This window comes from Paenarthrobacter sp. C1 (genome assembly GCF_049315185.1).
In the GTDB taxonomy this organism is placed as follows: domain Bacteria; phylum Actinomycetota; class Actinomycetes; order Actinomycetales; family Micrococcaceae; genus Arthrobacter; species Arthrobacter nicotinovorans.
Genome location: NZ_CP186052.1, coordinates 3,044,457 through 3,067,774, shown reverse-complemented (window position 1 = coordinate 3,067,774; position 23,318 = coordinate 3,044,457). Strand labels below are relative to the sequence as shown.

The 23,318-nt window shown below is 61.0% G+C and carries 23 protein-coding genes; 22 read left to right on the top strand and 1 reads right to left on the bottom strand.

What is annotated here, in order from left to right:
- Nucleotides 1-2: 2 nt before the first annotated feature.
- From thrB to ACNAOU_RS14275, 22 genes are all read left to right on the top strand, one after another.
- Nucleotides 3-977: a homoserine kinase gene (gene thrB, locus ACNAOU_RS14380; RefSeq protein ID WP_018776355.1), complete on the top strand. Its 975-nt coding sequence runs from the start codon at nucleotides 3-5 to the stop codon at nucleotides 975-977.
- Nucleotides 978-1,280: 303 nt separating this feature from the next.
- Nucleotides 1,281-3,401 (top strand): transcription termination factor Rho, encoded by a 2,121-nt coding sequence (rho, locus tag ACNAOU_RS14375; RefSeq protein WP_193589747.1) that lies wholly within the window; start codon nucleotides 1,281-1,283, stop codon nucleotides 3,399-3,401.
- A 256-nt stretch (nucleotides 3,402-3,657) separates the two neighbouring features.
- Nucleotides 3,658-4,731 (top strand): peptide chain release factor 1, encoded by a 1,074-nt coding sequence (gene prfA, locus ACNAOU_RS14370; RefSeq protein ID WP_018776353.1) that lies wholly within the window; start codon nucleotides 3,658-3,660, stop codon nucleotides 4,729-4,731.
- A 42-nt stretch (nucleotides 4,732-4,773) separates the two neighbouring features.
- The gene (prmC, locus tag ACNAOU_RS14365; protein ID WP_018776352.1) at nucleotides 4,774-5,646 is read left to right on the top strand and encodes a peptide chain release factor N(5)-glutamine methyltransferase; all 873 of its coding nucleotides are present in this window, start codon (nucleotides 4,774-4,776) and stop codon (nucleotides 5,644-5,646) included.
- 12 nt (nucleotides 5,647-5,658) lie between these two features.
- Nucleotides 5,659-6,519, top strand: coding sequence for an L-threonylcarbamoyladenylate synthase (locus ACNAOU_RS14360; RefSeq protein WP_018776351.1), 861 nt, complete (start codon nucleotides 5,659-5,661; stop codon nucleotides 6,517-6,519).
- Nucleotides 6,516-7,301, top strand: coding sequence for a WecB/TagA/CpsF family glycosyltransferase (locus tag ACNAOU_RS14355; protein WP_039242051.1), 786 nt, complete (start codon nucleotides 6,516-6,518; stop codon nucleotides 7,299-7,301). The genes ACNAOU_RS14360 and ACNAOU_RS14355 overlap by 4 nt, the downstream gene beginning before the upstream one ends.
- Nucleotides 7,302-8,258 carry a glycosyltransferase gene (locus ACNAOU_RS14350; protein ID WP_039242049.1) on the top strand — a complete coding sequence of 319 codons (957 nt, stop codon included), beginning with the start codon at nucleotides 7,302-7,304 and terminating at the stop codon, nucleotides 8,256-8,258.
- Nucleotides 8,259-8,538: 280 nt separating this feature from the next.
- The gene (locus ACNAOU_RS14345) at nucleotides 8,539-9,651 is read left to right on the top strand and encodes an MraY family glycosyltransferase (protein WP_422757117.1); all 1,113 of its coding nucleotides are present in this window, start codon (nucleotides 8,539-8,541) and stop codon (nucleotides 9,649-9,651) included.
- A gap of 228 nt (nucleotides 9,652-9,879) precedes the next feature.
- The gene (locus ACNAOU_RS14340) at nucleotides 9,880-10,212 is read left to right on the top strand and encodes a DUF6355 family natural product biosynthesis protein (RefSeq protein WP_220034246.1); all 333 of its coding nucleotides are present in this window, start codon (nucleotides 9,880-9,882) and stop codon (nucleotides 10,210-10,212) included.
- A 338-nt stretch (nucleotides 10,213-10,550) separates the two neighbouring features.
- On the top strand, nucleotides 10,551-11,036 hold the full coding sequence (locus ACNAOU_RS14335) for a hypothetical protein (RefSeq protein ID WP_422757116.1): 486 nt from the start codon (nucleotides 10,551-10,553) through the stop codon (nucleotides 11,034-11,036).
- On the top strand, nucleotides 11,029-11,334 hold the full coding sequence (locus tag ACNAOU_RS14330) for a hypothetical protein (protein WP_079580533.1): 306 nt from the start codon (nucleotides 11,029-11,031) through the stop codon (nucleotides 11,332-11,334). The genes ACNAOU_RS14335 and ACNAOU_RS14330 overlap by 8 nt, the downstream gene beginning before the upstream one ends.
- Nucleotides 11,335-11,415: 81 nt before the next feature.
- Entirely contained in the window at nucleotides 11,416-12,216 is an 801-nt protein-coding gene (gene atpB, locus ACNAOU_RS14325) for a F0F1 ATP synthase subunit A (protein WP_026266929.1), read from the top strand.
- An 80-nt stretch (nucleotides 12,217-12,296) separates the two neighbouring features.
- Nucleotides 12,297-12,500, top strand: coding sequence for an ATP synthase F0 subunit C (gene atpE, locus ACNAOU_RS14320; RefSeq protein WP_018776345.1), 204 nt, complete (start codon nucleotides 12,297-12,299; stop codon nucleotides 12,498-12,500).
- A 55-nt stretch (nucleotides 12,501-12,555) separates the two neighbouring features.
- Entirely contained in the window at nucleotides 12,556-13,110 is a 555-nt protein-coding gene (locus ACNAOU_RS14315; RefSeq protein ID WP_018776344.1) for a F0F1 ATP synthase subunit B, read from the top strand.
- Nucleotides 13,110-13,937: a F0F1 ATP synthase subunit delta gene (locus ACNAOU_RS14310; RefSeq protein WP_018776343.1), complete on the top strand. Its 828-nt coding sequence runs from the start codon at nucleotides 13,110-13,112 to the stop codon at nucleotides 13,935-13,937. Before ACNAOU_RS14315 ends, ACNAOU_RS14310 begins: the two co-directional genes overlap by 1 nt.
- An 85-nt stretch (nucleotides 13,938-14,022) precedes the next feature.
- Entirely contained in the window at nucleotides 14,023-15,660 is a 1,638-nt protein-coding gene (gene atpA, locus ACNAOU_RS14305) for a F0F1 ATP synthase subunit alpha (RefSeq protein ID WP_011775259.1), read from the top strand.
- A gap of 76 nt (nucleotides 15,661-15,736) precedes the next feature.
- Entirely contained in the window at nucleotides 15,737-16,627 is an 891-nt protein-coding gene (locus tag ACNAOU_RS14300; RefSeq protein ID WP_018776342.1) for a F0F1 ATP synthase subunit gamma, read from the top strand.
- Between the two features lie 83 nt (nucleotides 16,628-16,710).
- Nucleotides 16,711-18,162 carry a F0F1 ATP synthase subunit beta gene (gene atpD / locus ACNAOU_RS14295; protein WP_014922173.1) on the top strand — a complete coding sequence of 484 codons (1,452 nt, stop codon included), beginning with the start codon at nucleotides 16,711-16,713 and terminating at the stop codon, nucleotides 18,160-18,162.
- Between the two features lies 1 nt (nucleotide 18,163).
- A complete protein-coding gene (locus tag ACNAOU_RS14290; RefSeq protein WP_018776341.1) occupies nucleotides 18,164-18,448 on the top strand; it encodes a F0F1 ATP synthase subunit epsilon in 285 nt (94 codons plus the stop codon).
- A gap of 10 nt (nucleotides 18,449-18,458) precedes the next feature.
- Nucleotides 18,459-18,890: a DUF2550 domain-containing protein gene (locus tag ACNAOU_RS14285; protein WP_018776340.1), complete on the top strand. Its 432-nt coding sequence runs from the start codon at nucleotides 18,459-18,461 to the stop codon at nucleotides 18,888-18,890.
- 5 nt (nucleotides 18,891-18,895) lie between these two features.
- Complete coding sequence (locus ACNAOU_RS14280; protein ID WP_422757115.1) at nucleotides 18,896-20,194, top strand: alpha/beta hydrolase; 1,299 nt, start codon at nucleotides 18,896-18,898, stop codon at nucleotides 20,192-20,194.
- Nucleotides 20,176-22,692: a phosphatidylglycerol lysyltransferase domain-containing protein gene (locus tag ACNAOU_RS14275; RefSeq protein WP_422757114.1), complete on the top strand. Its 2,517-nt coding sequence runs from the start codon at nucleotides 20,176-20,178 to the stop codon at nucleotides 22,690-22,692. The genes ACNAOU_RS14280 and ACNAOU_RS14275 overlap by 19 nt, the downstream gene beginning before the upstream one ends.
- Before the next feature lie 197 nt (nucleotides 22,693-22,889).
- Here the strand turns inward: ACNAOU_RS14275 and ACNAOU_RS14270 are convergent, their stop codons facing one another.
- A complete protein-coding gene (locus ACNAOU_RS14270) occupies nucleotides 22,890-23,093 on the bottom strand; it encodes a cold-shock protein (protein ID WP_018776337.1) in 204 nt (67 codons plus the stop codon).
- Nucleotides 23,094-23,318: the final 225 nt, after the last annotated feature.

Sequence of the window (23,318 nt, the reverse complement as noted above, 5' to 3'; positions counted from 1 at the left end):
GAGTGGAATCAAAACAGCCCACCGCGACCGATCGGGTAATCGTCGCGGCAGGCCAACGGCTGACCGTCAAGGTCCCTGGTACGAGCGCCAACCTGGGCCCGGGCTACGACAGCCTGGGCCTGGCCCTCTCCATCTACGACACTTTGACGGTGGAGACCCTCACCACCGGAGAGCTTGAGTTCGAGCTCTCCGGTGAGGGCGCCGACACCCTTCCCCGCGATGCCACCCACCTCGTGGTGCGCGCCATCGATCTTGCACTGGAGCGTCTGGGTTTCCAGCACACCGGCTTGCGGATCACCGCGGACAACGTCAACCCCCATGGGCGGGGTTTGGGTTCCTCTGCCTCGGCAGTGGTCGCTGCGGTGACGGCTGCGAACGCGTTGGTACCGCAGGAGGCCCAGCGCGACACTCAGTGGATCCTGCAGCTGACAAGCGAGATGGAAGGCCACCCGGACAACGTCGCACCGGCGATTTTCGGCGGACTGGCGCTGTCGTGGCAGGACAGCGAGCAGTACAGCAGTACCCGTGCGGAGGTGGCACCCGCTGTTACTCCGGTAGTGGCTGTACCGGATTACGAGCTGTCCACCGAGACGGCGCGTGGACTGCTCCCGGCATCGGTCGGCCACCACGCAGCTGCGATGAACTCCGGACGCGCCGCATTGCTGATCCACGCCCTCACGGCAGATCCCGGACTGCTGTTGCCGGGTACGGAAGACTACCTTCACCAGAGCTATCGTGCCCAAGCCATGCGGCCCAGCGCCGAACTCATTGCAGCTTTGCGGGCAGCAGGGCACGCAGCCGTTGTTTCCGGCGCCGGACCAACCGTGATGATCCTTGCCAATGGTTCCGACGAAGCCGCAGCAGCGGTCCAATTCATCAATTCGTTTACTGCAGCCAACACACCCGACGTTGGTTGGCGTGTGATGACGCTGGCTGTTGACGTTCAAGGTGCTAGAGTGGAAGTGCACCGCCGGTAAAGCCGCGGGCAGTTCCCTGATTTTGGACTTCGGTGTTTCGCCGTACCTTTCGTCAACTGTGCCAACGTTGGTGGTGTCGTCTCTTTCCGGCCTGCATCAGGTGCCGCAGAACTCTCTGTTTCCTGAATTTCAGGCTGGCTGTCCGGGTAACCGGATCCAGTGAAGGCGATCAGTATCCGGCCCTGTTGGCCACAATCCATCAGGCACGGCCAAAATCACCGGCTGCAGATCTGAACTGCAGCCCAGAACAAATCATCGCGTCCAGCTCTCGCTCTGGACGCCGTCGAGGGGGAAGGATCCTTCGTGACAGAAACCACTGAGCTGGCTTCAGCTGTGGACACAACATCTTCTGCTGCTGAGTCGTCAACGGCAGCAACCAAGAGCAGCGGCCTTGCAGGCCTCAAGCTCGCCCAGCTTCAGGCTCTTGCGAGCCAGCTGGGTATTTCGGGGGGATCCCGCATGCGCAAGGGGGACTTGGTTACGGCCATCTCTGCCCACCGTGCGGGCACCTCCACTACCAAGGCTCCAGCCAAGGCCACGTCGGCCAAGGCTCCCGCCGTGGCCAAGGAAGCCCCGGTTGCAGAAGCCAAGGCCACGGAAAAGAGTGCGCCCGTTGAGGCAGCTGCCGAGGCTCCGGCCCAGGAAGCTCCCCGTGGGCGTGGACGTGGACGCAGCCGCCGCGCCACCAGTGATGGCGTTGTTGCAGCTGCGGAGGCAGCCGCGACCACCACTGCCACCGCCTCCGAGCCTGAAGCAGCACCCGCCGTCGAAACGCCGGCCGCGGCCGAAGCAACCGAGGCGGGCTCCGAACGTCGTCAGCCCCGTACCCGCAACCGTCGCCGCGGCGAAGCTGCCGCAGCTCCGGCTGAAGCAGCGGAAGCGCCGGCAGCCGAGCAGCGCAACGACCGCACGGAACAGCGTGAGCAGCGTAACGACCGCACGGAACAGCGTGAGCAGCGTAACGACCGCACGGAACAGCGTGAGCAGCGTGAGCAGGCCGACTCCGGCGACCAGCAGCGCGAACGCCGCGACAACAACCGTGGCCGCCGTGAAGACAACAACGACGGCGACGACACCGGCAACCGCCGCAACCGCCGCAACCGCCGTGACCGAAACGACCAGAACGACCGCAGCGACCGCCGGGGCGGCCAGGACGGCCGTGACGGCAACACCCGCAGCGACCGTTTCCGCGATCGCAACGAACGTCGTCGTGGACGCGCCCAGGGACCGGACGTTGACGACGTCGAGGTTACCGAGGACGACGTCCTGCTTCCCGTGGCAGGCATCCTGGACGTTCTGGAGAACTACGCGTTCATCCGTACGTCCGGCTACCTCCCCGGCGCCAACGACGTCTACGTCTCCCTGGCACAGGTCAAGAAGTACAACCTCCGCAAGGGTGACGCCGTCGTAGGTGCCATCCGTGCACCGCGTGACGGTGAGGACCGCAGCCAGCAGTCGGCCCGACAGAAGTTCAACGCGCTCGTTCGCGTCACATCCGTCAACGGCAAAACCCCTGAGGAACTCAAGGACCGCGTCGAGTTCGCAAAGCTCGTTCCGCTGTACCCGTCAGAGCGCCTGCGCCTGGAAACGGACCCCAAGAAGATCGGTCCGCGTGTCATCGACCTCGTGGCTCCGATCGGCAAGGGCCAGCGTGGCCTGATCGTTTCCCCGCCGAAGGCCGGCAAGACGCTCATCCTGCAGTCCATCGCGAACGCAATCACCACCAACAACCCTGAGGTCCACCTCATGATGGTGCTGGTTGACGAACGTCCCGAAGAAGTTACGGACATGCAGCGCACCGTCAAGGGTGAGGTCATTGCCTCTACCTTCGACCGTCCCGCCGACGACCACACCACGGTTGCCGAGCTCTCCATCGAACGCGCCAAGCGACTCGTGGAGATGGGCATGGACGTGGTGGTTCTCCTGGACTCCATGACCCGTCTGGGCCGTGCCTACAACCTCGCAGCACCGGCCTCCGGCCGTATCCTGTCCGGTGGCGTGGACTCCGCAGCACTGTACCCGCCCAAGCGCTTCTTCGGTGCGGCCCGCAACATCGAGAACGGTGGCTCGCTGACCATCCTGGCAACGGCTCTTGTTGAGACCGGCTCCAAGATGGATGAAGTCATCTTCGAAGAGTTCAAGGGCACTGGCAACATGGAGCTCCGCCTGTCCCGCCAGCTGGCGGACAAGCGCATCTTCCCGGCTGTGGACGTCAACGCGTCCGGCACGCGCCGCGAAGAGAACCTGCTCTCGCCTGAGGAGGTCAAGATCATGTGGAAGCTGCGCCGCGTACTTTCCGGACTGGAGCAGCAGCAGAGCCTTGAGCTGCTGACCAACAAGATCCGGGAGACCCAGAGCAACGTCGAGTTCCTCATGCAGGTTCAGAAGACGACGCTCGGAGCGAAGTCGGACAACGACAAATAGCTGTGCTCTAACCGCTCAAAATATGCCGGCCCCGCCCCTGCGCCGGGCAGCTTCCGATCTGCGATCGGAAGCTGCCCGGCTCCGGCAGGCCCGAAGCCACTCCCTGGCCGGCATATTTTGAGCGGTCTTTGTTTAAACGGAATCCTTGACCCGACCCCACGCGAGGTCATATGGCCCATGTGGGCCCCGCCAGATGGGCTGTACGTGACCCCACGATGCAGTTATTAGACTTGTAGAAGTCGAAAGAGGTTTGAAAATGTTTGAGTCCGTACAGGGATTGCTTGATGAGCATGCTGCTATTCAGGCACAGCTGAGCGATCCTGCCGTTTATGCCGATCAGTCTGCTGCCAGGAAGTTGGGGCGGCGCTCCGCGCAGCTCCAAGGCATTGTGGAGGCGTACAACAAGTGGCGCGGGCTCAATGACGATCTGGAAGCGGCCAAGGAAATGGCTGACGAGGATCCGGAGTTCGCCGCAGAGGTTGAACAGTTGGAGGAACAGATCCCTGCCGCGCAGGAGCGTTTGCGCCGCCTGTTGATCCCGCGCGATCCGGACGATGCCCGCAACGTCATCCTTGAAGTGAAGGGTGGCGAAGGTGGCGACGAAGCCGCCTTGTTCGCTGGCGACCTTCTGCGCATGTACATGCGTTACGCCGAGTCCCGTGGCTGGAAGACAGAAATGATTTCAGCTACCGAGTCCGACCTCGGTGGTTACAAGGACGTTGCTGTCGCCATCAAGGGCAACTCGAACGATCCCGCACAGGGCGTTTTCGCCCGCTTGAAGTTCGAGGGCGGCGTGCACCGCGTACAGCGTGTTCCCGTGACCGAATCACAGGGGCGTATTCACACCTCGGCCGCCGGTGTGCTGGTTCTCCCCGAAGTGGACGAGCCCGAAGAACTTGAGATCAACCAGAACGACCTCAAGATCGACGTTTACCGTTCCTCGGGCCCGGGTGGTCAGTCCGTGAACACCACCGACTCTGCCGTCCGCATTACCCACTTGCCCACGGGCATCGTCGTCGCCATGCAGAACGAGAAGTCGCAGCTGCAGAACCGCGAAGCCGGCATGCGCGTCCTCCGCGCCCGACTCCTTGCCCACCAGCAGGAACAGATCGACGCCGCCAACTCCGAGCAGCGCAAATCGCAAATCCGGACCATGGACCGTTCGGAGCGCATCCGCACGTACAATTTCCCGGAAAACCGCATCGCAGACCACCGCACGGGCTACAAGGCCTACAACCTCGACGCCGTCATGAATGGCGATCTTGAGCCCGTCATCCAGTCCGCAATTGAAGCAGACGAGCAGGCACGCCTGGACGCCATCGGCGAATAGCCGAGCCCAAGCGCCTACGACTTCAGCATCCAGGGTCCATTAATGACGTTTTACCAAGGCCAGAGCCTCGCGGACGCAGTTCGCGAGGCTACTGCCGTTTTGTCCGACGCCGGTGTTCCCAGCCCACGCGTGGACGCTGAGTTGCTGGCCGACCACCTGTTGGGTGTGGGGCTTGGCCGGCTCCGTGCCATGCTCCTCGGCGATGCGCCCTCTCCTGATGGCTATGGGGACTTGGTGCTGGAGCGGGCGGCCCGGGTTCCGTTGCAGCACATCACGGGCGTCGCGTATTTCCGTCACCTGGAGTTGCGCGTGGGCCCGGGGGTGTTCATACCCCGACCGGAAACGGAATCGGTGGTTCAACTGGTCATCGACCACGTCTCGGGCATGGCAAACCCGAAGGTGGTGGATCTCGGTACGGGTTCGGGTGCCATTGCAGGCTCGATAGCCCACGAAGTTCCCGGCGCTGAGGTCCACGCGGTGGAATACAGCAGCTTTGCGCACGCCTGGGCGGCCCGAAATCTCGAACCTTTGGGGGTTTCGTTGATCCAGGGCGACCTCCGGGATGCCCTTCCTGAGCACAACGGTACCTTCGACGTCGTCGTCTCCAACCCCCCATACATCCCGTCCGAGGCGATACCCTCGGAACCGGAAGTCGCCCTCCACGATCCTCCCGAAGCCCTGTACGGTGGGGGAGCGGACGGTATGGAGCTTCCGACGGCGGCAGCTGCCTCTGCGGCGCGGCTCCTGAAACCGGGCGGCTACTTCGTGATGGAGCACGCCGAAGTCCAGGCACAATGGATCGCCGGTATGCTGCAACGCGCCGGACGCTGGCAAGAGATCACCACACACTTTGACTTGAACGGCAAAGAACGTGCAACCAGCGCGGTACTGGCAAGCATCGCGCCTGATGAGTGAAAGAATAGCGCTGTGACCACAACCTACAACTGCACTTCCGAGGACCAGCGTGCTGAAGGACTTCAGCACGCCCAGCGCGCCATCAGCGAAAAGAAGTGCATCGTCATGCCCACGGACACCGTCTATGGCATTGCTGCCGACGCTTTTTCTCCTTTGGCTGTAACCATGTTGCTCGCTTCCAAGGGCCGCAGCCGGCAGATGCCCCCTCCCGTGCTGATTCCCCGCGTTAATGCCCTGGACGGGCTGGCAACTGATGTACCTGCTGACGCGCGGGCATTGGCACAGGCTTTCTGGCCCGGCGGGTTGACATTGATCCTGCACGCGCAGCCGTCCCTGGACTGGGACCTTGGCGATACCAAGGGCACCGTAGCCCTTCGCATGCCGGATGACCACCTTGCTTTGGATCTATTGAGCATGACGGGGCCGTTGGCGGTTTCATCCGCCAACCGGACCGGCCAGGAAGCAGCACAGACGGCTTCCGAGGCACGCCTGCAGCTGGCTGAATCCGTTGAGGTATACCTTGAAGGCGGCTTCCGGCCCGTCAAGGGTACCAACGCCGTGCCTTCCACGATTGTTGATGCAACATCCACTCCTTTCCGCGTGGTGCGGCAGGGGGCCATAGAACTTGAACGCCTCCGGGAGATCGTGCCCTCGATCCTTGGCATCGGTGAGACTGTCGCTGCCGCTGAACCGGAAGCCCCCCAGGAACCAACCACCGAGGACGTTGCTGAGGAGCCGGCCCCCGCGGACGAAACCGGCGAGAAACCGCCTGTCGAAGCATCGGAGGAGCCTGCTTCGGTGAAAAACGCCGCTCAGGACGCTGCACCCGCAACAGCGAAGTCCCAGGCTGCAAGCGAAAACCAGCCGGAATGATTCCAGCACGCCAACGCGTCCCCGTCCTCGACGTGGACGCCACTCCGATGCGCGTCCAGGAACTTCTCGATGCCATGGGCAGCCTCCTCGCGGCCGGAACCACAAGTACGGTATTGGGACATAATCTCCACAGCGTCACCTTGGTGCATTCGCACCCTGATGTTCGAGCGGTCTATGAGGAGGGTTCCATCGTCCTCTTGGACGGCGCTCCCGTTGCCATGTTGTGGGGACTCGCGCACAAACGGCAACTGCAGCCGATTGGCGAGGGGACCATGGCTTACAGGCTCGGCTCCATGGACTGGATTCCTGAGTTGGGAAAGATTCCCGGACTTCAGCGGGTCGCCGTCGTCGGGGCCGGCCGCGAGGCGAACAGCAAGGCGGTTGCCCGGCTGGCATCCATCGTCCCAGGTGCGACTGTGGACGGGATGCCCGGTGAAGCATGGGATGAGTCCTTGGAAAGTGCCGTCGTGGAGTGGTTGAAGGGGTTCCGCCCGCAACTTGTATTGCTGGGACTCGGGATGCCGCTTCAGGAAACAGTCCTGCATCGCAGGCTGGGTCAGCTTCCCCCTGCTGTCTACTGCGCAGTCGGGGGTGCCATTGAGCAGGTGGCGGGTGTCCAGAAGCTCGCGCCTCGCTGGCTGGGTCGCTTGGGGCTGGAATGGGCCTGGCGCCTGGTTCTGCACCCCGGGAGGGTTGCCTACCGGGTATTTGTTGAACCGTGGAAGCTGGCTGCCCTGCTGATTCGGCGCCGTATCCAACCATCCAAGACCAGAGGCAAATAAATGACGTCCCAAGCTGTCGTGGTCGCTGTGGTAGTGACCTTCAACCGCCGTGATCTCCTCCAGACCACTTTGGAGGGCATCAGCGCAGGTACCCGGGTACCGGATGCGATCGTCGTCGTCGACAACGCTTCCACCGACGGAACCGCCGAATTCCTCAAGCAGTACCAAGGACCGGTGACAACCGACGTCGTCACATTGAACACCAACGTTGGCGGTGCAGGAGGATTCGTCGTCGGTATGGAACGTGCCGTTCTGGATCACAACGCGGACCACGTGTGGATCATGGATGACGACACGGAACCGCAGCCGGCCGCTCTGCGCGAAGCCCTCGAGGTGTCCGATGCCTACCGGCAGCAGACCGGGGAAGCCCCGGCATTCATAGCAAGCCGCGTTGTGTGGAGCGACGGACGGGACCACCCCATGAACAGAATGCGTCCCCGGATGGGCGCAAGCGACGACGCCCGTAGCGCCGCTGCCCGCATCGGGGCTACGCAGATCCGGAGTGCTTCCTTTGTGTCGGTGCTGATCCGTGCCGAAGAGATCAAACAGCACGGACTTCCGATCGCAGATTACTTCATCTGGAACGACGACCTCGAGTACACGGCCAGGATTTCCCGTCGGGGGATCGCTTTGACCACGAACGCGTCCGTGGCCAACCACCATACGAAAGTCTTCGGCGACGCAGGAGCAGATCCTGGGCCTCGCTTCTACTACGAGGTGCGGAACAAGCTCTGGGTTTACACCCGCTCGAACGCTTTGGCCCCTTGGGAAAAAGTCCTGTTCACGGGGGCTTCGCTCCGCAACTGGACGCGGACCATCGCTGCTTCGTCCAACCGCAGGGTACTGTTGGACGGGCTTTTCAAGGGCCTGCGGCACGCCTTGAGGGCTCCGCGTTCGAACGCGGAGGTACTGGACGGAATCTACTCTCTGCGCGACGTCCAGGAGCCCGCCCGGTAACACCCAAACAGCCAGGTCGCAGCCAAAACAAGCTGCGGCCTTGCGGCTGCGTCACAGGGTGGTCACGGCCATTGGCATTAGTATCGTGACTAGAGTCCACAGAAATCCCGCAACATTCGGCACAGCCGGTGCAGGCATGGCGACGGAGTAGTTCCATTTATCCACTGACAGAATTCCACACCCTGAGCTGCCCTGAGTTGCCCCTCTCTGCAGCGCCCGGGCCGCGTGCCCTGGTCAAGGTGTCCGCAACGTCCAGCGGGCTGCTCCATGGAGTCGCCCCATGATCATGTATCTGCTGATGGCACTCACGGCCGCCGTTGTGGCCTACGCGGGAACATGGGGCGCCCGCGTCGTCGGAAACAAGCTTCGTTTGTACCAGCCCATCCGAAGCCGTGACATGCACTCCGCCTTGATCTCGAAGCTTGGCGGCCTGGGTATTTTCGTGGGTTTTTTCGCCGCACTTGTGGTGGCGTCCAACTCCTTCTTCGTCAAGGACATCTTCAGGCACAACGATGCTCCCTGGGGAATCCTGGCAGGTGCCGTGGTGATTGTGGCGGTGGGGGTCGCCGACGACATCCTGGATATCCGCTGGTGGATCAAACTCCTGGGCCAGGGCGCTGCCGCCTTCATCGTGGCCATTTGGGGCGTTCGGATGTCCGTAGTGCCGTTCATTCCCGAACCCATTTTCCTGGACTCCGAAGTAGTCCAGATAGTCCTTACCACAGGTTTGATCGTGACCACGATGAATGCCGTCAACTTCATTGACGGGCTGGATGGCCTGGCGGCCGGCGTGGCCATCATCGGGGGAGGAGCGTTCTTCCTCACCGCCTACTGGGTCCACCGGAACAACCCCTCCACCGACAACTCGGACCTCGCAACCCTCCTGATGGCCATCCTGGTGGGCAGTTGCATTGGCTTCCTGCCCCACAACTGGTTCCCGGCGAAGATCTTCATGGGAGACTCCGGGGCGATGCTCATCGGACTCCTCATGGCCTCTGCTGGCGTCGTTGCCACGGGACAAATCGGTTCCGGCCTGTATGACCGCGCGAACGGCATCCCCACGATCGTTCCTATCCTGCTGCCGTTTGCCGTCCTATCCCTTCCCCTCCTGGATCTGGGCATGGCAGTTGTCCGGAGAACAGCGCGGGGGCAGTCTCCGTGGTCGGCTGACCGCGGGCACCTTCACCACAAGCTGGTGGACCTGGGCTACTCGCACCGCACCGCCGTCGTGATGTTGTACGTGTGGACCTGCATCCTGGCCTTCGGTGGCGTCGCCTTTGCCGTGTTCCCCTGGCAAATGGTGCTGATCATCGTCATCGCCGCCGCGCTGGTCATGGCTGTCGTGACGGCGTGGCCTTACATTCGCCGGACCAAGAACGACTCCGCTCTCTAAGTTTCAAGTTGCCGAGCTGGACTTTGGACGGGGCTGATCCTGACGGAACCCTCACCGCGCACCCCATTTCACCAACAGGGTCTGCAGCGTTCCCATTGTTTGACAACTTGTGACAAGCCTGTAACCATGGTGCAGTCAAGTCCATTGCAAATGATGTAAAAGTGATGTCAAGCGATGGGCATTCGGTGATCCTGCAACTCGGGATCGATATTTGGGGGAGTCAAAAGTATGGGACGATTTGCAAAGATTGCCGCTGTCGGGGCACTGGCCTTGGGTTCGGTGGCGTTGGCGCCTATGTCTGCTCAGGCCTCAGCCGGAACTGGAAGTGCCGTGGAAGCTCAGGCATCAACTACGGCTACGGCGTGTGGCTTTCTAGGCACCAGCTACTGGATCGCGGGTCAGACGTCGGCTTACAACCACTGCGGTTCGGGCAAGGTGCTTGTCCGGCTCGACTACAATGTTGGCAGCGACACGAGGTGCCTCAACCCGGGTGTGACCGACGGAATTACTAGTCCGTTGTGGAATCCGATCATTAATATTTATGCCATTGGATCCTGCTAGCCAGCAGGAGTCGATCAGGGTTGGAAGTACAAGAGGACCCGGTTTCAGCGCTAGCTGGAACCGGGTTCTTTTGCGTGATTTGAAGAGGTGGGAATCCCACACTCCGCGAGGGTAGGGCGTCCGCGCATTGAGTGCATGGCTGCGAAGACTGGCCTCTGTGAACATCTGGCGTGCGATGCGCGAGTCAGTCTCTTCGGCATCAGTTGGCTTGGCGTGTCAGCGGTGACCATTAGGTGGAAAACTGCTGGCATGGCCTGCACCTGTTCTATCTCGTGTAGAATTCAGGTGCAGTGCATTGCTGCACACTTCCCCTTTTACAGATGACGATAGGGATCTCCATGGCTTCAAACGCCGAGCCCGGGCCTGAGCCGGGCAATGGTCCTCTTGAAGCTTCCGGTGCCACGCCCTCGCTTTGGCTGCATCTTCTAAAGCTCAGCACCATTGTGGGATCGGCAGGTCTGCTCGTTGCTGCTGCCTTGGCCGCCCTCATGGACGGCCCAGCGGGTGCTCTGTCGGAGGTTCTTGGTGGACTGCTGGTGATGGTGTTCTTCGGCATCAGTCTGTTGGTGGGCCACTACGTAGGACGAAATAATCCCTCCGGGGCCATTGGCTTGTTCGTTGCTACATACTTCGTAAAGGTCGTCGCTTTCGCCGTAATACTTTTCGCGATCGGCAGACCTGAGTGGCTGCACTCGCGGTGGTTCGTGATCGGTGCCATTGTGACCGTGGTTATGTGGCAGGCTGCTGAGCTCTATGGCTTCAGCAAGGCGCGCCTTCAAACCTTCAACGACCCCAACTCCAGTGAAAGAACCGGCGATGTCTGAGCCAAAGCGATCCGGCCAAAGGGCCGGTCAAGAAGTGGGTAGCGGTGGTGCGGGCTACAACGATGGTATGGCCGTATTCAGCTATATAACTGGCGGAATCATCGTCTGGAGTTTGATAGGGTGGGGTCTGGATAATCTGTGGGGTACCCGCTGGATTGTGCTCGCAGGCGCTCTGCTTGGAGCTCTCGGAGGATTTTACTTGTCCTACATGCATGGCCTCACCGGCAGCAAAAAACGAACTGGTGGCGACCGTGCTGCCAGCGGCCCGTCCAAAGACGGTCCCAGCAATGCCAAATAATTTCACAAGGGAACCAGCAGGCCATGCTTCTGCAGGAACCCACCAAACGCCCAATGATGGACACTGCAGAGAGGAAACGCGTTGATCGCGCTTGCGCTCCCGGCCAAAGACTCAGGAGAGTTTGCCCCTCCTGGTATTAACGAAATGCATTTGCCGGCAATCCTGCCGTGGGGTGCGGCAGAAGGATTCTCGAAGCAGATGCTGCTGGTGATCCTTTCGGTCGTCATCATTGCTACCTTCTTTGTGATAGCTGCACGTAAGCAGCAGCTGGTTCCTGGCAAGCTGCAGTTCGCAGGCGAGATGGCCTACGGCTTCGTGAGGAACAGCATCGCCAAGGACATCATCGGTGGCAGGGACTTCATGAAGTACGTCCCGCTGCTGTTCAGTTTGTTCTTCTTCATCCTGGTGAACAACATTTACGGAGCAATTCCGTACATTCAGCTTCCTACCTTCTCTCACGTAGGCGGTACCTATGTGATGGCAGCCATCGTCTACATCACGTGGATTGCCATTGGCATCAAGAAGAACGGTCTGCGCTACTTCAAGTTGGCCACGGTTCCTTCTGGAGTTCCGGCATACATCCTGCCGCTGATCATTCCGATCGAGATCATCTCCAACTTCCTCGTCCGCCCCGTTACGCACAGCCTTCGTCTGTTCGCAACCATGCTGGCAGGACACCTGATCGTCATGATCGCTGGCGCGGGTATCGAATTCCTGATCTCCCAGGAGAACATCCTGCTCCAGGGCACATCGGTGTTGATCCTTGTCGGCGCGATTGCCATGTACATGCTGGAGGCGCTGATTATGGTGCTGCAGGCATACGTTTTTACGCTGTTGACGGCTATCTACATTGAAGGCGCGCTTCACGCCGATAGCCACTAGGCACCCTCAACTTCCCCCGCAGCGGGGATGAAGCAACCCAAACAACCTGCCACAGAGCTGGCATCTTGAAAGGAAGAAAAATGGAAGGCACTCTCAACCTCGTAGGTTACGGTCTGTCCGCAATCGGCGGTGGTATCGGTGTTGGCCTCGTGTTCGCCGCATACATCAACGGTGTTGCACGCCAGCCGGAAGCTCAGCGCGTCCTGCAGCCCATCGCGTTCTTGGGCCTCGCCCTGACTGAAGCCCTCGCCATTCTCGGCCTGGTCTTCGCGCTCGTTCTCTAGCCAGACTTCATAACGAGCGAACATCCAGAACCGAGTAGAAAACGACGGGTGAAATATGAATCAGCTGATCATCTCAGCCGCCACAGAGGGCGAAGAGGTCAGCCCCCTCACTCCCAACCTTTGGGAAATGGGCGTTGTCCTAATCAGCTTTGCCGTTCTCATGTTCATCGTGGTCAAGTTTGTTGTCCCGATGTTCGAGAAGACGTTCGCAGAGCGGGCGGAAGCCATCGAAGGCGGTATCGCCAAGGCTGAGAAGGCCCAGGCTGAGGCATCTGCTGCACTTGAAGAATACAAGCAGCAGCTCACCGACGCCCGGGCCGAGGCCAACCGCATCCGCGAAGAAGCACGCGCCGAAGGCGCCCAGATCCTCGCGGACCTGAAGGCCAAGGCTGCAGCGGAGTCTGCACGCATCACCGAGCAGGCACACGCCGCCATCGAATCGGAGCGCCAGGCAGCTGTTGTCTCGCTTCGTTCCGAGGTCGGCACCCTGGCCACCACCCTGGCCGGCCGCATCGTTGGTGAAGCACTCACCGACGACGAGCGCGCCGCCCGCGTCGTGGACCGCTTCCTGGCAGATCTGGAGACCCAGAGCGCAGGTGCAGCTAAATAATGGCAGGTATATCGAGCGAATCGCTGACCACAGCGCTGGCGCAGTTGGAAGCCAAGCTTCCCTTCGCTTCGCTGCAGTTGGCTAAGGACCTCTTCGGAATCCTGGGAACGGTGGACAGCTCGGCTGGCTTGCGCCGCGCCCTGACTGACCCGTCCCGTTCAGGAGACGAAAAGTCGGCGCTGGTCAAGCAGCTGGTTGGCGGAAAAGTCTCCGCTGATGCTGCTGAGATTGCAGGTGGATTGGCCGGCTCACGCTGGGCATCGGCCCGCGATATCGGCGATGCACTCGAGACGCTTGCCGCCACGGTGGTCATTGCCGTAGCTGAAAACAAGTCGGCCGTTTCTGCCTCCGGTATCACGGGGCTGGAAGAGCTGGAAAACGATCTGTTTGCCTTCAACCAGGCCGTCGCCTCCAGCCACGAAGTACAACGTGCTCTGTCTGAGCCGCAGGCATCGCCCGCGGCGAAGATTGCATTGGCCGAGAAGCTTGTTCCTGGCAGCAGCGAGGAAGCCAAGGTTCTCATCAGCCAGGCAGTTACGCAGCCGCGCGGTGTCAAGCCGAGCAAGCTCGTCGAGTCATTCGCCAAGCTTGCAGCCAAGCGTCAGCAGCGCTGGATTGCAACTGTCAGCGTTACCCGTCCGTTGACGGAAACGCAGGCCAGCCGTCTGCAGACCGGACTTGACGCCCTGTACAGCCGCGAACTGAAGGTCAACGTAAATGTTGACCCCGCACTGATCGGTGGAATCCGTGTCCAGGTAGGTGACGAAGTGCTCGACGCTTCGGTAGTTGCCCGCCTCAGCGAACTCCGCCGTCAGCTCGCTGGCTAGCGAAGACAAAGCACAACTTAACTGATATAAAACCCGGTCATCGTGAGCAACGATGATCACGAAAACAGGAGAGCAGGGACTGCAGATGGCCGAATTGACCATCAACGCCGACGACGTCCGTAATGCGTTGAACGAGTTCGCGGCGTCCTACGAACCCGGTAACGCAGAGCGCGTAGAGGTTGGTCGTGTGACCACCGCAAGTGACGGCATCGCCCGTGTTGAGGGTCTTCCCTCGGTCATGGCGAACGAGCTGCTTCGCTTCGAAGATGGCACGCTGGGCCTGGCCCAGAACCTTGACGTCCGCGAGATCGGTGTCATTATCCTCGGTGACTTCACCGGTATTGAAGAAGGCCAGGAAGTTCACCGCACCGGTGAAATCCTGTCCGTTCCGGTTGGCGATGCCTTCCTGGGTCGCGTTGTCGACCCCTTGGGCCAGCCGATCGACGACCTCGGCGAGATCAAGGCCGAGGCCACCCGTGCACTGGAACTCCAGGCTCCGGGCGTCACCGAACGCAAGTCGGTTCACGAACCGATGCAGACCGGCCTCAAGGCTATCGACGCCATGATCCCGATCGGCCGTGGCCAGCGTCAGCTGATCATCGGTGACCGCCAGACCGGTAAGACGGCCATCGCCGTCGACACCATCATCAACCAGAAGGCCAACTGGGCTTCCGGAGATGTCACCAAGCAGGTTCGCTGTGTCTACGTCGGTGTTGGCCAGAAGGCTTCCACCATCGCAGCCGTCCGCCAGACCCTCGAGGACCACGGCGCGCTGGAGTACACCACCATCGTGGCGTCCCCGGCGTCCGACCCTGCTGGCTTCAAGTACCTGGCGCCGTATGCAGGTTCGGCCATCGGCCAGCACTGGATGTACGGCGGCAAGCACGTTCTGGTGATCTTCGATGACCTGTCCAAGCAGGCCGAAGCCTACCGCGCCGTGTCCCTTCTGCTGCGTCGTCCGCCGGGACGCGAAGCATACCCGGGTGACGTTTTCTACTTGCACTCCCGTCTGCTGGAGCGTTGTGCCAAGCTCTCCGACGAGCTCGGTGCAGGTTCGATGACCGGTCTTCCGATCGTCGAGACCAAGGCAAACGACGTCTCCGCTTACATCCCGACCAACGTGATCTCCATTACCGATGGTCAGATCTTCCTCCAGTCGGACCTCTTCAACGCCAACCAGCGCCCCGCTGTTGACGTTGGTGTGTCCGTCTCCCGCGTTGGTGGCGCTGCACAGGTCAAGTCCATGAAGAAGGTCTCCGGTACCTTGAAGCTGGACCTGGCCCAGTACCGCGACATGCAGGCATTCGCCATGTTCGCCTCGGACCTGGATGCTGCTTCCCGTCAGCAGTTGACCCGTGGTGCACGCCTCATGGAACTGCTGAAGCAGGGCCAGTACTCGCCGTTCCCTGTCGAGAATCAGGTTGTTTCCATCTGGGCCGGCACCAACGGCTACTTGGACGACGTTCCGGTTGAGGACATCAGCCGCTTCGAGTCCGAGTTCCTGGAGCACCTCACGCACAAGTCCTCCATCCTGACCACGCTGGCACAGACCAACGTCCTGGATGACGACACCGCTGCAGCTTTGAAGGAAGCCATTGTGTCCTTCAAGAAGGGCTTCTTCGGCGAAGGCGACAACCACTTGGTTGGCGCTGGCCACGAAGAGCACGCAGCGATCTCCGGCGGCGACGTCGACCAGGAAAAGATCGTCAAGCAGAAGCGCTAGTTTCGATAACCTGCTCTGCCGGGGTCCGCAAGGGCCCCGGCAGGGCAGCACATCGGGAACTTAGGAAAGGATAAGTATGGGAGCCCAGATTCGGGTCTACCGTCAGAAGATCAGCTCGACGACGTCGATGCGCAAGATCTTCAAGGCGATGGAACTGATCGCTACCTCGCGCATCGGTAAGGCCCGCGCCCGCGTAGCAGCTTCACTGCCTTACGCGAACGCGATTACCCGCGCCGTTTCTGCTGTCGCAACTCAGAGCGAAATCGACCACCCGCTGACCACCGAACCGGAGCAGATCCGCCGCGCCGCAGTCCTGATCGTTACATCGGACCGTGGCCTTGCAGGATCCTACTCGGCGAGCGTGCTCAAGCAGGCTGAAGGTCTCTTCGAGCTTCTTCACGCAGAAGGCAAGGAAGTCAAGGCGTACCTGGTTGGCCGCAAGGCTCAGGCGTACTTCGATTTCCGCAATCGGTCCTACGCCCGCGTATGGACCGGTGGCACGGACGCACCGGAATTCGAAACCGCGCAGGAAGTCGGAGCTGCACTTCTCGAAGACTTCTCCACTGATTTCGAAGAGGGTGGCGTGGATGAAATCCACGTTGTCTACACCCGCTTCAAGTCCATGGTGACGCAGGAACCGACGGTTATCCGTCTGCTTCCGCTGGAGGTCGTCGAAGAGGAAGCAACCTCGGAGTCCGAGCTGTTGCCGTTGTACGAGTTTGAACCGGAAACAGAGCAGGTGCTTGACGCACTGCTTCCGCGTTACATCGAGTCCCGCATCTTCGCAGCCATGCTGCAGGCAGCAGCTTCCGAGCTCGCAGCCCGCCAGCGTGCAATGAAGTCGGCCGGTGACAACGCGACGGATCTGATCAAGAAGTACACGCGCCTTCGCAACACGGCCCGCCAGGCCGAGATTACGCAGGAGCTTTCCGAAATCGTGGCCGGCGCCGACGCTCTCGCGTCCTAGCCTGCAACGGATTCGGCTCGAAGCCGCACCTGCAACAAACAGATAAACTTAACCCACGCCATCTACTGAGTGAAGTGAGAGAGATGACTGCCACTGCTACCGAACACGTAGCAACGGCCGGTGCCACCGGCCGCATTGCCCGTGTTATTGGTCCGGTTGTCGACGTCGAATTCCCGGCTGACGCAATCCCCTCGATTTACAACGCTCTGACCACCGAGATTACTCTCAACGGTCAGACCAAGACCATCACGTTCGAGACCTCCCAGCACCTGGGTGACAACCTCGTCCGCGCCATCTCCCTGCAGGCTACCGACGGACTCGTCCGCGGCACCACCGTCCAGGACTCCGGCGCTCCGATCTCCGTGCCCGTTGGCGACGGCGTCAAGGGCCACATCTTCAACGTACTCGGCAAGCCGCTGGACGTTGAAGAGTCCGAGATCAAGGCCGACGCTTACTGGCCGATCCACCGCAAGGCTCCGAGCTTTGCTTCCCTCGAGGGCTCCACGGAGATGCTCGAGACCGGCATCAAGGTCATCGACCTTCTCACCCCGTACATCAAGGGTGGAAAGATCGGCCTCTTCGGCGGCGCCGGCGTGGGCAAGACCGTTCTGATCCAGGAAATGATCACCCGTGTTGCCCGCAACTTCGGTGGTACTTCCGTATTCGCCGGTGTCGGCGAGCGTACCCGTGAAGGTAACGACCTCTGGGTTGAAATGGAAGAGGCCGGCGTCCTCAAGGACACCGCCCTTGTCTTCGGCCAGATGGATGAGCCGCCGGGAACGCGTCTGCGCGTGGCCCTGTCCGCGCTCACAATGGCGGAATACTTCCGCGATGTCCAGAACCAGGACGTGCTGCTCTTCATCGACAACATCTTCCGCTTCACGCAGGCAGGTTCGGAAGTTTCCACGCTGCTCGGCCGTATGCCGTCCGCCGTGGGCTACCAGCCGAACCTTGCTGATGAGATGGGTCTGCTCCAGGAGCGCATCACCTCCACCAAGGGTCACTCCATCACGTCGATGCAGGCCATCTACGTGCCGGCTGATGACTACACCGACCCGGCTCCGGCCACGACCTTCGCACACCTCGACGCGACCACGGAACTTTCCCGTGAAATCGCCTCCCGTGGTCTGTACCCGGCCGTTGACCCGCTGACGTCGACCTCCCGTATCCTGGATCCTCAGTACATCGGCAAGGACCACTACAACACGGCTGTCCGTGTTAAGCAGATCCTGCAGAAGAACAAGGAACTCCAGGACATCATCGCCATCCTCGGTGTTGACGAACTGTCGGAAGAGGACAAGATCGTCGTGTCGCGTGCACGCCGTATCCAGCAGTTCCTCTCCCAGAACACCTACACCGCCAAGCAGTTCACCGGCGTCGAAGGCTCCACCGTGTCCATCAAGGACACCGTCGAAGGCTTCACCGCCATCTGCGACGGCGAGCTGGACCACATCGCAGAGCAGGCGTTCTTCAACGTCGGCGGCCTGGATGACGTCGAGCGCAACTGGGCCAAGATCCAGGAACAGACCAAGTAGTATGGCTGAGCTCGAGGTTGAGATTGTCGCGGCGGACCACTTCGTGTGGTCCGGAGCGGCCAAGATGGTGAAGGCCCGCACCAGCGATGGTGAAATCGGAATCCTGCCGGGCCACTCGCCCCTTTTGGCCATCATGGCCGAGGGCGAGCTGGCAATCCAGCCGGTTTCCGGTGACCGGATCGCTGTAGTTGTTGACGGTGGGTTCTTCTCCGTGGACAACGATCGCGTGGTCATTGTTGCTGACAACGCCAAACTGGGCGAAGCGGCTACAGCGGGGATCCGATAGCACGACCTTGATGGACGATTCCCTCATTCCGTTCATCGCCTTGGCAACAGCGTTCACGTTGCTGATCATTTCACTGTGCCTTTTGGGGGTGCGCCGCTTCAATCTGCGGCGCGCCCTCGGCACGATCGACGCCTCCATTTGCACGGCTGGAAACAGCTGGCAGATGGGGGTTTGTCGTTATCAGGACAATGATCTCGAGTGGTTCCGCCTGATGTCGCTGAGTGTGGTGCCCAAACATAAGTTCAAACGCAGTTCACTGGAGCTCCTCGGGCGCCGCCAACCGACTGAGGACGAGCTCGTCAAAGTCCAGCCCGGGGTCGTAGTGGTTGAACTGCAGTACGAAGGCAAGAAGTTCATGCTTGCGATGAACTTTGATGCCTATGCCGGGCTGTCCTCCTGGCTGGAGGCCGGGCCGGTTATCGGCGTCGGAACCTGGCGTTAGGCGTTATGGACTTCCTGTTGGACGTCAGCCTCGTCAGTGGCCCGTTTCTGTGGTTCAGCATCGTTTGCGGCGTGGCAGGGGCAGCCTACCTGCTGTGGCGGCGGAAGCGGTCCTGGTTTTTACTTGTTCCCGCCTCCCTGTTGGCTTCCATCGGCCTGGTGACTTTGGTCCACTGGATCCTCGTGGACGTGCTGGCCGCGTTTTCAGAGAACCTCCCGTTCGAGACGGTGGCCTGGTCCGTCCCGGCAGTTGCGGCCGTCCTGCTCTGTGCCGCACGTTTTCCGCGTAATTCCTGGAAGGGTCGCGGGTTCAGTACCCTGGCTATGCTTGGGGTCATCTTGCTCAGCGCTGTCCAAGTTAATCTGTATTTCGGGTTGAACAATACGGTGGCCGACCTCCTGGGCACCGCTGTTGCACGCATCCAACCGCTGGAGCAGAGCCTCAAGCGTTCTCCCGGTTCCACTCCCGGTCCCTTGGCTTCGGCATGGAAGGCACCTGAGTCCATGCCGTCCAACGGCATTCTGCGTAAGGCCGCGATTCCCGGATCTGTGTCGGGCTTCAGTGCCCGCGAAGCGTATATCTACTTTCCGCCGGCATATCAGACCACCCCTCGGCCTGTCCTTCCCGTGCTGGTCCTTTTTTCCGGTCAACCCGGTGGCCCTGCGGACTGGTTGACGGGCGGTCAGCTGCGGGCACAAATGGACCGGTTCGCTGAAGCCCATCAGGGCATTTCACCGGTAACCGTGGTGGTGGATCCCAACGGGTCCGGCAGCGCCAACACCATGTGCATGGACAGCCGGATAGCCCCTGCAGACACATACCTTTCGAAGGACGTTCCAGCCTGGATTTCCGAGAACCTTGACGTTTCCGCGGACCACAAGCAGTGGGCTGTGGGCGGATTCTCCTTCGGCGGGACGTGTGCGCTGCAAATGGGCACGGCACACCCGGACATTTTTCCATCGGTACTGGCTTTCTCGGCGGAGCGTGAGCCTGCCCTCGCCAAGGACCGCAACAAGACCATTGCGGACTCGTTCGACGGCGACGTCGCGGCTTTTGAATCCCGGACGCCTTTGGCGTTGATGGGGGAGCGCACCTTTGCCGGCAGCGGTGTGTACTTCGCCGCCGGCGCAACGGACAACGAGTTCACCAATTACATGCACGAACTGGCCCAAAGTGCCGCAAGCGCCGGTTTCCAAACCGAAGAGCACACCATCCGGAACGCTGGTCATTCCTGGGACGCCGTAGTGCGCGGAATGCCGGGTGGCCTGGACTTCCTCGCCACGCGTTGGGGGCTGCGCAAGTGAGCCTTGCTGTCAGAGGGGTCATCTTGCCTGCATTGCGGCAGGCCGCGCAGCACGTCCGGCGCACCCCTTTCACCGTCGGCGTCCTGGCGCTGTTTGTGGCGCTATCCATCATCTCCGGCAGCTTCGTCACGGGGCCTCCGGACACCTGGCTGCGGGTGGCAGGCGTCAGCCTGGCTGGTCTCAAATCGGGTGAGTGGTGGTCGATTTGGACCTCGCTCTTCTTCACGACCAACCCCTTGGCTTACGTCACTGCTGTCCTGATGATCGTCTTCCTTCTAGGGCTTGCCGAACGGCGCTTCGGCTCGTTCAAGACCGCGGCTGTATTTTTCGGTAGCCAGTTTGCCAGTGTGTCGGCATTTCTGTTGGTCACGCAGGTCGCGCAAGCCTTCGACGACGATTGGCTGGCCCGGATGGCCGAAACCCGGCTGATCGGACCCTATGCAGCAGTCCTGTCCACGTGTTTGGCGGCCAGCGCGCTCCTTCCCATGCTGTGGCAACGACGCCTGCGGACAGTGGTGCTGTCAATTTCCTTGCTCCTTGTGTTGTACGTGGGCCACGCGGAAACGGTGGTGGGCTTCCTCGGAGCCTTGATCGGTTTGGCGGCGGGCTGGTGGACCCAAAGCAGCCAGGGGCATCTCCACCTGCACAGGTCCACAGGCAGGGAAGTCCGGAACCTGCTGTCTCTGACGATGGCAATTTTTGCGGTGGGTCCTATCGTGACCGCGGCTGCGAAAAGCCCTTCGGGTCCGTTGGCCTTGCTCCGGGATGTCATCCTCAATCCGATACCTACACTGGGCCAGCTTGAGAGCAACTGCGGGGGCAGCATCGATGTCTCCTGTTTGGAGCTGGGACGCCAAGGCTACACAGGTCCCTTCGGACTGGCGTTGGCCGTGGTGCCTGTGGTGCTCCTGCTGATCTGCGCTGACGGGATGAGGCGCGGACGCCGTCTCGCGCTGGGCATCGCGGTAGGCGTGCAGGTGCTCGTGGTTGTGCTTTCGGCCATCTACCTGGGACTTTTTGCCACCATCCCAAGGCCACAGGGCCGTCCGCATTCAGGGATGATGAGCTCGGCCGTAGTGCACCTCATCCCGCTGGTGCTGGTGCCCCTGATTCTCGCTGTGCTGTTGTTCGCCTATCGGGGACACTTCCGTGTTGTCTCCGCGCACCGTCTCCGGCGCAGGGTGTTCTGGTCTGTTGGCCTGACCGGCGCCGGGCTTGGTCTCGCCTATTGCATCGTGTGGTTTTCCTCCGGGGGCATGTCACGGGACGGTGGCCTCCTCGGCTTGGCTTCGGAGCTTGCCAGGCAATATCTTCCTGTTCCGCTTCCGGGGGCTTACCGGAAGGTCTTCGCCGAGCGTGACGTGCTGGAAGTGTTCCTGTTCTCCTATTCCGGCACTGTCTTCTGGCTGGTCGCGCTGGTTGGGGTATGGGTCCTTTTCATCCGAGGGAACCATACGGGAGGCCGTGACCACGAGGCGCGTTGGCAGGCCCGTCACCTAGTGAAGTCCGGGGGCGACTCATTGTCGTGGATGGCGCTGTGGGAGCCGAACAAGTACTGGTTTGCACCGGACGGGACCGGGGGAGTGGCCTACCAGCAACACGGGCACGTGGCCCTGACGATGGCGGGTCCGTTCGGGCCGGCCGGGAAACATGTGGAAACAGCCGGCGGCTTCCTGGAGTACTGCTCGCAGCACGCGCTGATCCCCTGCCTTTACTCCTGTACCGATGAGCTGTGGCCCATGCTGGAGGCGCGGGGCTTCCGCCGGGTGGCGGTCGCCCAGGAAACCCGTTTGCGGATCCGGGGCTTGGAATTCCGCGGCAAGGAATGGCAGAACGTCCGGACCTCCCTGAACCGAGCGGCGAAGTTGGGCATTACGGCACGCTGGAGCAGGTTCTCTGAGCTGCCCAATGGCATACGCACGCAGATCAGTGAGGTGTCCGAGGAATGGGCGGCCCAAAAGAAGATCCCGGAAATGGGCTTCACATTGGGAGGCCTGGATGAGCTCGAGGACGATGAGGTCCTCTGCGGCGTAGCGGTGGATGACGCCGGCCATGTCCATGGCGTAACCAGTTGGCTGCCGGTTTTCGAAGACGGGAAGATCGTCAGCTGGACTCTGGACTTCATGCGACGGCGCGGCGATGCCTTCCCCGGGGTGATGGAATTCCTCATCGCCTCGGCTGTCCTCCACTTGCGCGATTCAGTGGAAGTCATCTCCCTGTCGGGCTCGCCGCTTGCCCGGGAAAAGGGTGAGATCGAACAGCAGGCCAAAGGCCTGGCGGGTCTGCTGGATGTCGTGGGTCAGGCCTTGGAGCCCGTTTATGGGTTTCGGTCCCTTGCGTCCTTTAAGTCACGATTCCAACCCGAGTACCGGACGCTGTACATGTACTACCAGGACCCGCTGCACCTGCCCGCAATGGGACGGGCACTCAGCCGGGCATACCTTCCCGGGCTGTCGGTTCGACATTCCGCCAGGCTGCTCCGGACATTGGTTGGTTGAATTGTCAATCCTTTTATCGTTGCCCTTTCTTCGCTTTCTTCACGTTTAGTAACAGTCACTGTCGTAATGGGACCCGGCGGCGGGCTATTGAACTGCCTTATGCCGTTGAACCCGGATTTAAACAGGTTGGCCCCGGCTCGAAAGCCAGGGCCAACCTGTTTGTCGTTTCTGCGGGAAGCAGAAATCAACGGTTAAGACTAGACGACGGTAACGCCGGTGGCCTGGGGGCCCTTGGCGCCCTGGCCGATCTCGAACTGAACGCGCTGGTTCTCATCGAGGGTCTTGAAACCACCGGTCTGGATCTCGGAGTAGTGAACGAAAACGTCCCCATCCGAGTCGTCCGGGGTGATGAAGCCGAAGCCCTTTTCAGCGTTGAACCACTTTACGGTTCCCAGTGCCATGTATATCTCCTCATTATGGAACTTCAGTCCGATACACTTCGTACCGGCCTTGTTACTCCGCGAGAAGACCTGAATTCCTCCCAGGCGGACCTGGTCGGATTCGCAGGAGCTTCACGCTCGCAACTCGTCTTGCGAGCATGAAAACCACCTACACAAAGACTGCTACAACACTTTCATGTGCTCTGCCGGAGGTCAACGGTCTTTAGGCGTATTTGAGAAAAATTT

Coding starts and splice junctions, on each gene's coding strand:
- ACNAOU_RS14335 (WP_422757116.1), top strand. CDS start 10,551: ATGGCTTCAAACGCCGAGCCCGGGCCTGAGCCGGGCAATGGTCCTCTT.
- ACNAOU_RS14300 (WP_018776342.1), top strand. CDS start 15,737: ATGGGAGCCCAGATTCGGGTCTACCGTCAGAAGATCAGCTCGACGACG.
- prmC (WP_018776352.1), top strand. CDS start 4,774: ATGACGTTTTACCAAGGCCAGAGCCTCGCGGACGCAGTTCGCGAGGCT.
- ACNAOU_RS14290 (WP_018776341.1), top strand. CDS start 18,164: ATGGCTGAGCTCGAGGTTGAGATTGTCGCGGCGGACCACTTCGTGTGG.
- ACNAOU_RS14345 (WP_422757117.1), top strand. CDS start 8,539: ATGATCATGTATCTGCTGATGGCACTCACGGCCGCCGTTGTGGCCTAC.
- ACNAOU_RS14270 (WP_018776337.1), bottom strand. CDS start 23,093: ATGGCACTGGGAACCGTAAAGTGGTTCAACGCTGAAAAGGGCTTCGGC.
- atpE (WP_018776345.1), top strand. CDS start 12,297: ATGGAAGGCACTCTCAACCTCGTAGGTTACGGTCTGTCCGCAATCGGC.
- ACNAOU_RS14350 (WP_039242049.1), top strand. CDS start 7,302: ATGACGTCCCAAGCTGTCGTGGTCGCTGTGGTAGTGACCTTCAACCGC.
- atpA (WP_011775259.1), top strand. CDS start 14,023: ATGGCCGAATTGACCATCAACGCCGACGACGTCCGTAATGCGTTGAAC.
- atpD (WP_014922173.1), top strand. CDS start 16,711: ATGACTGCCACTGCTACCGAACACGTAGCAACGGCCGGTGCCACCGGC.
- ACNAOU_RS14340 (WP_220034246.1), top strand. CDS start 9,880: ATGGGACGATTTGCAAAGATTGCCGCTGTCGGGGCACTGGCCTTGGGT.
- ACNAOU_RS14285 (WP_018776340.1), top strand. CDS start 18,459: ATGGACGATTCCCTCATTCCGTTCATCGCCTTGGCAACAGCGTTCACG.
- ACNAOU_RS14330 (WP_079580533.1), top strand. CDS start 11,029: ATGTCTGAGCCAAAGCGATCCGGCCAAAGGGCCGGTCAAGAAGTGGGT.
- ACNAOU_RS14310 (WP_018776343.1), top strand. CDS start 13,110: ATGGCAGGTATATCGAGCGAATCGCTGACCACAGCGCTGGCGCAGTTG.
- ACNAOU_RS14315 (WP_018776344.1), top strand. CDS start 12,556: ATGAATCAGCTGATCATCTCAGCCGCCACAGAGGGCGAAGAGGTCAGC.
- prfA (WP_018776353.1), top strand. CDS start 3,658: ATGTTTGAGTCCGTACAGGGATTGCTTGATGAGCATGCTGCTATTCAG.
- ACNAOU_RS14355 (WP_039242051.1), top strand. CDS start 6,516: ATGATTCCAGCACGCCAACGCGTCCCCGTCCTCGACGTGGACGCCACT.
- ACNAOU_RS14280 (WP_422757115.1), top strand. CDS start 18,896: ATGGACTTCCTGTTGGACGTCAGCCTCGTCAGTGGCCCGTTTCTGTGG.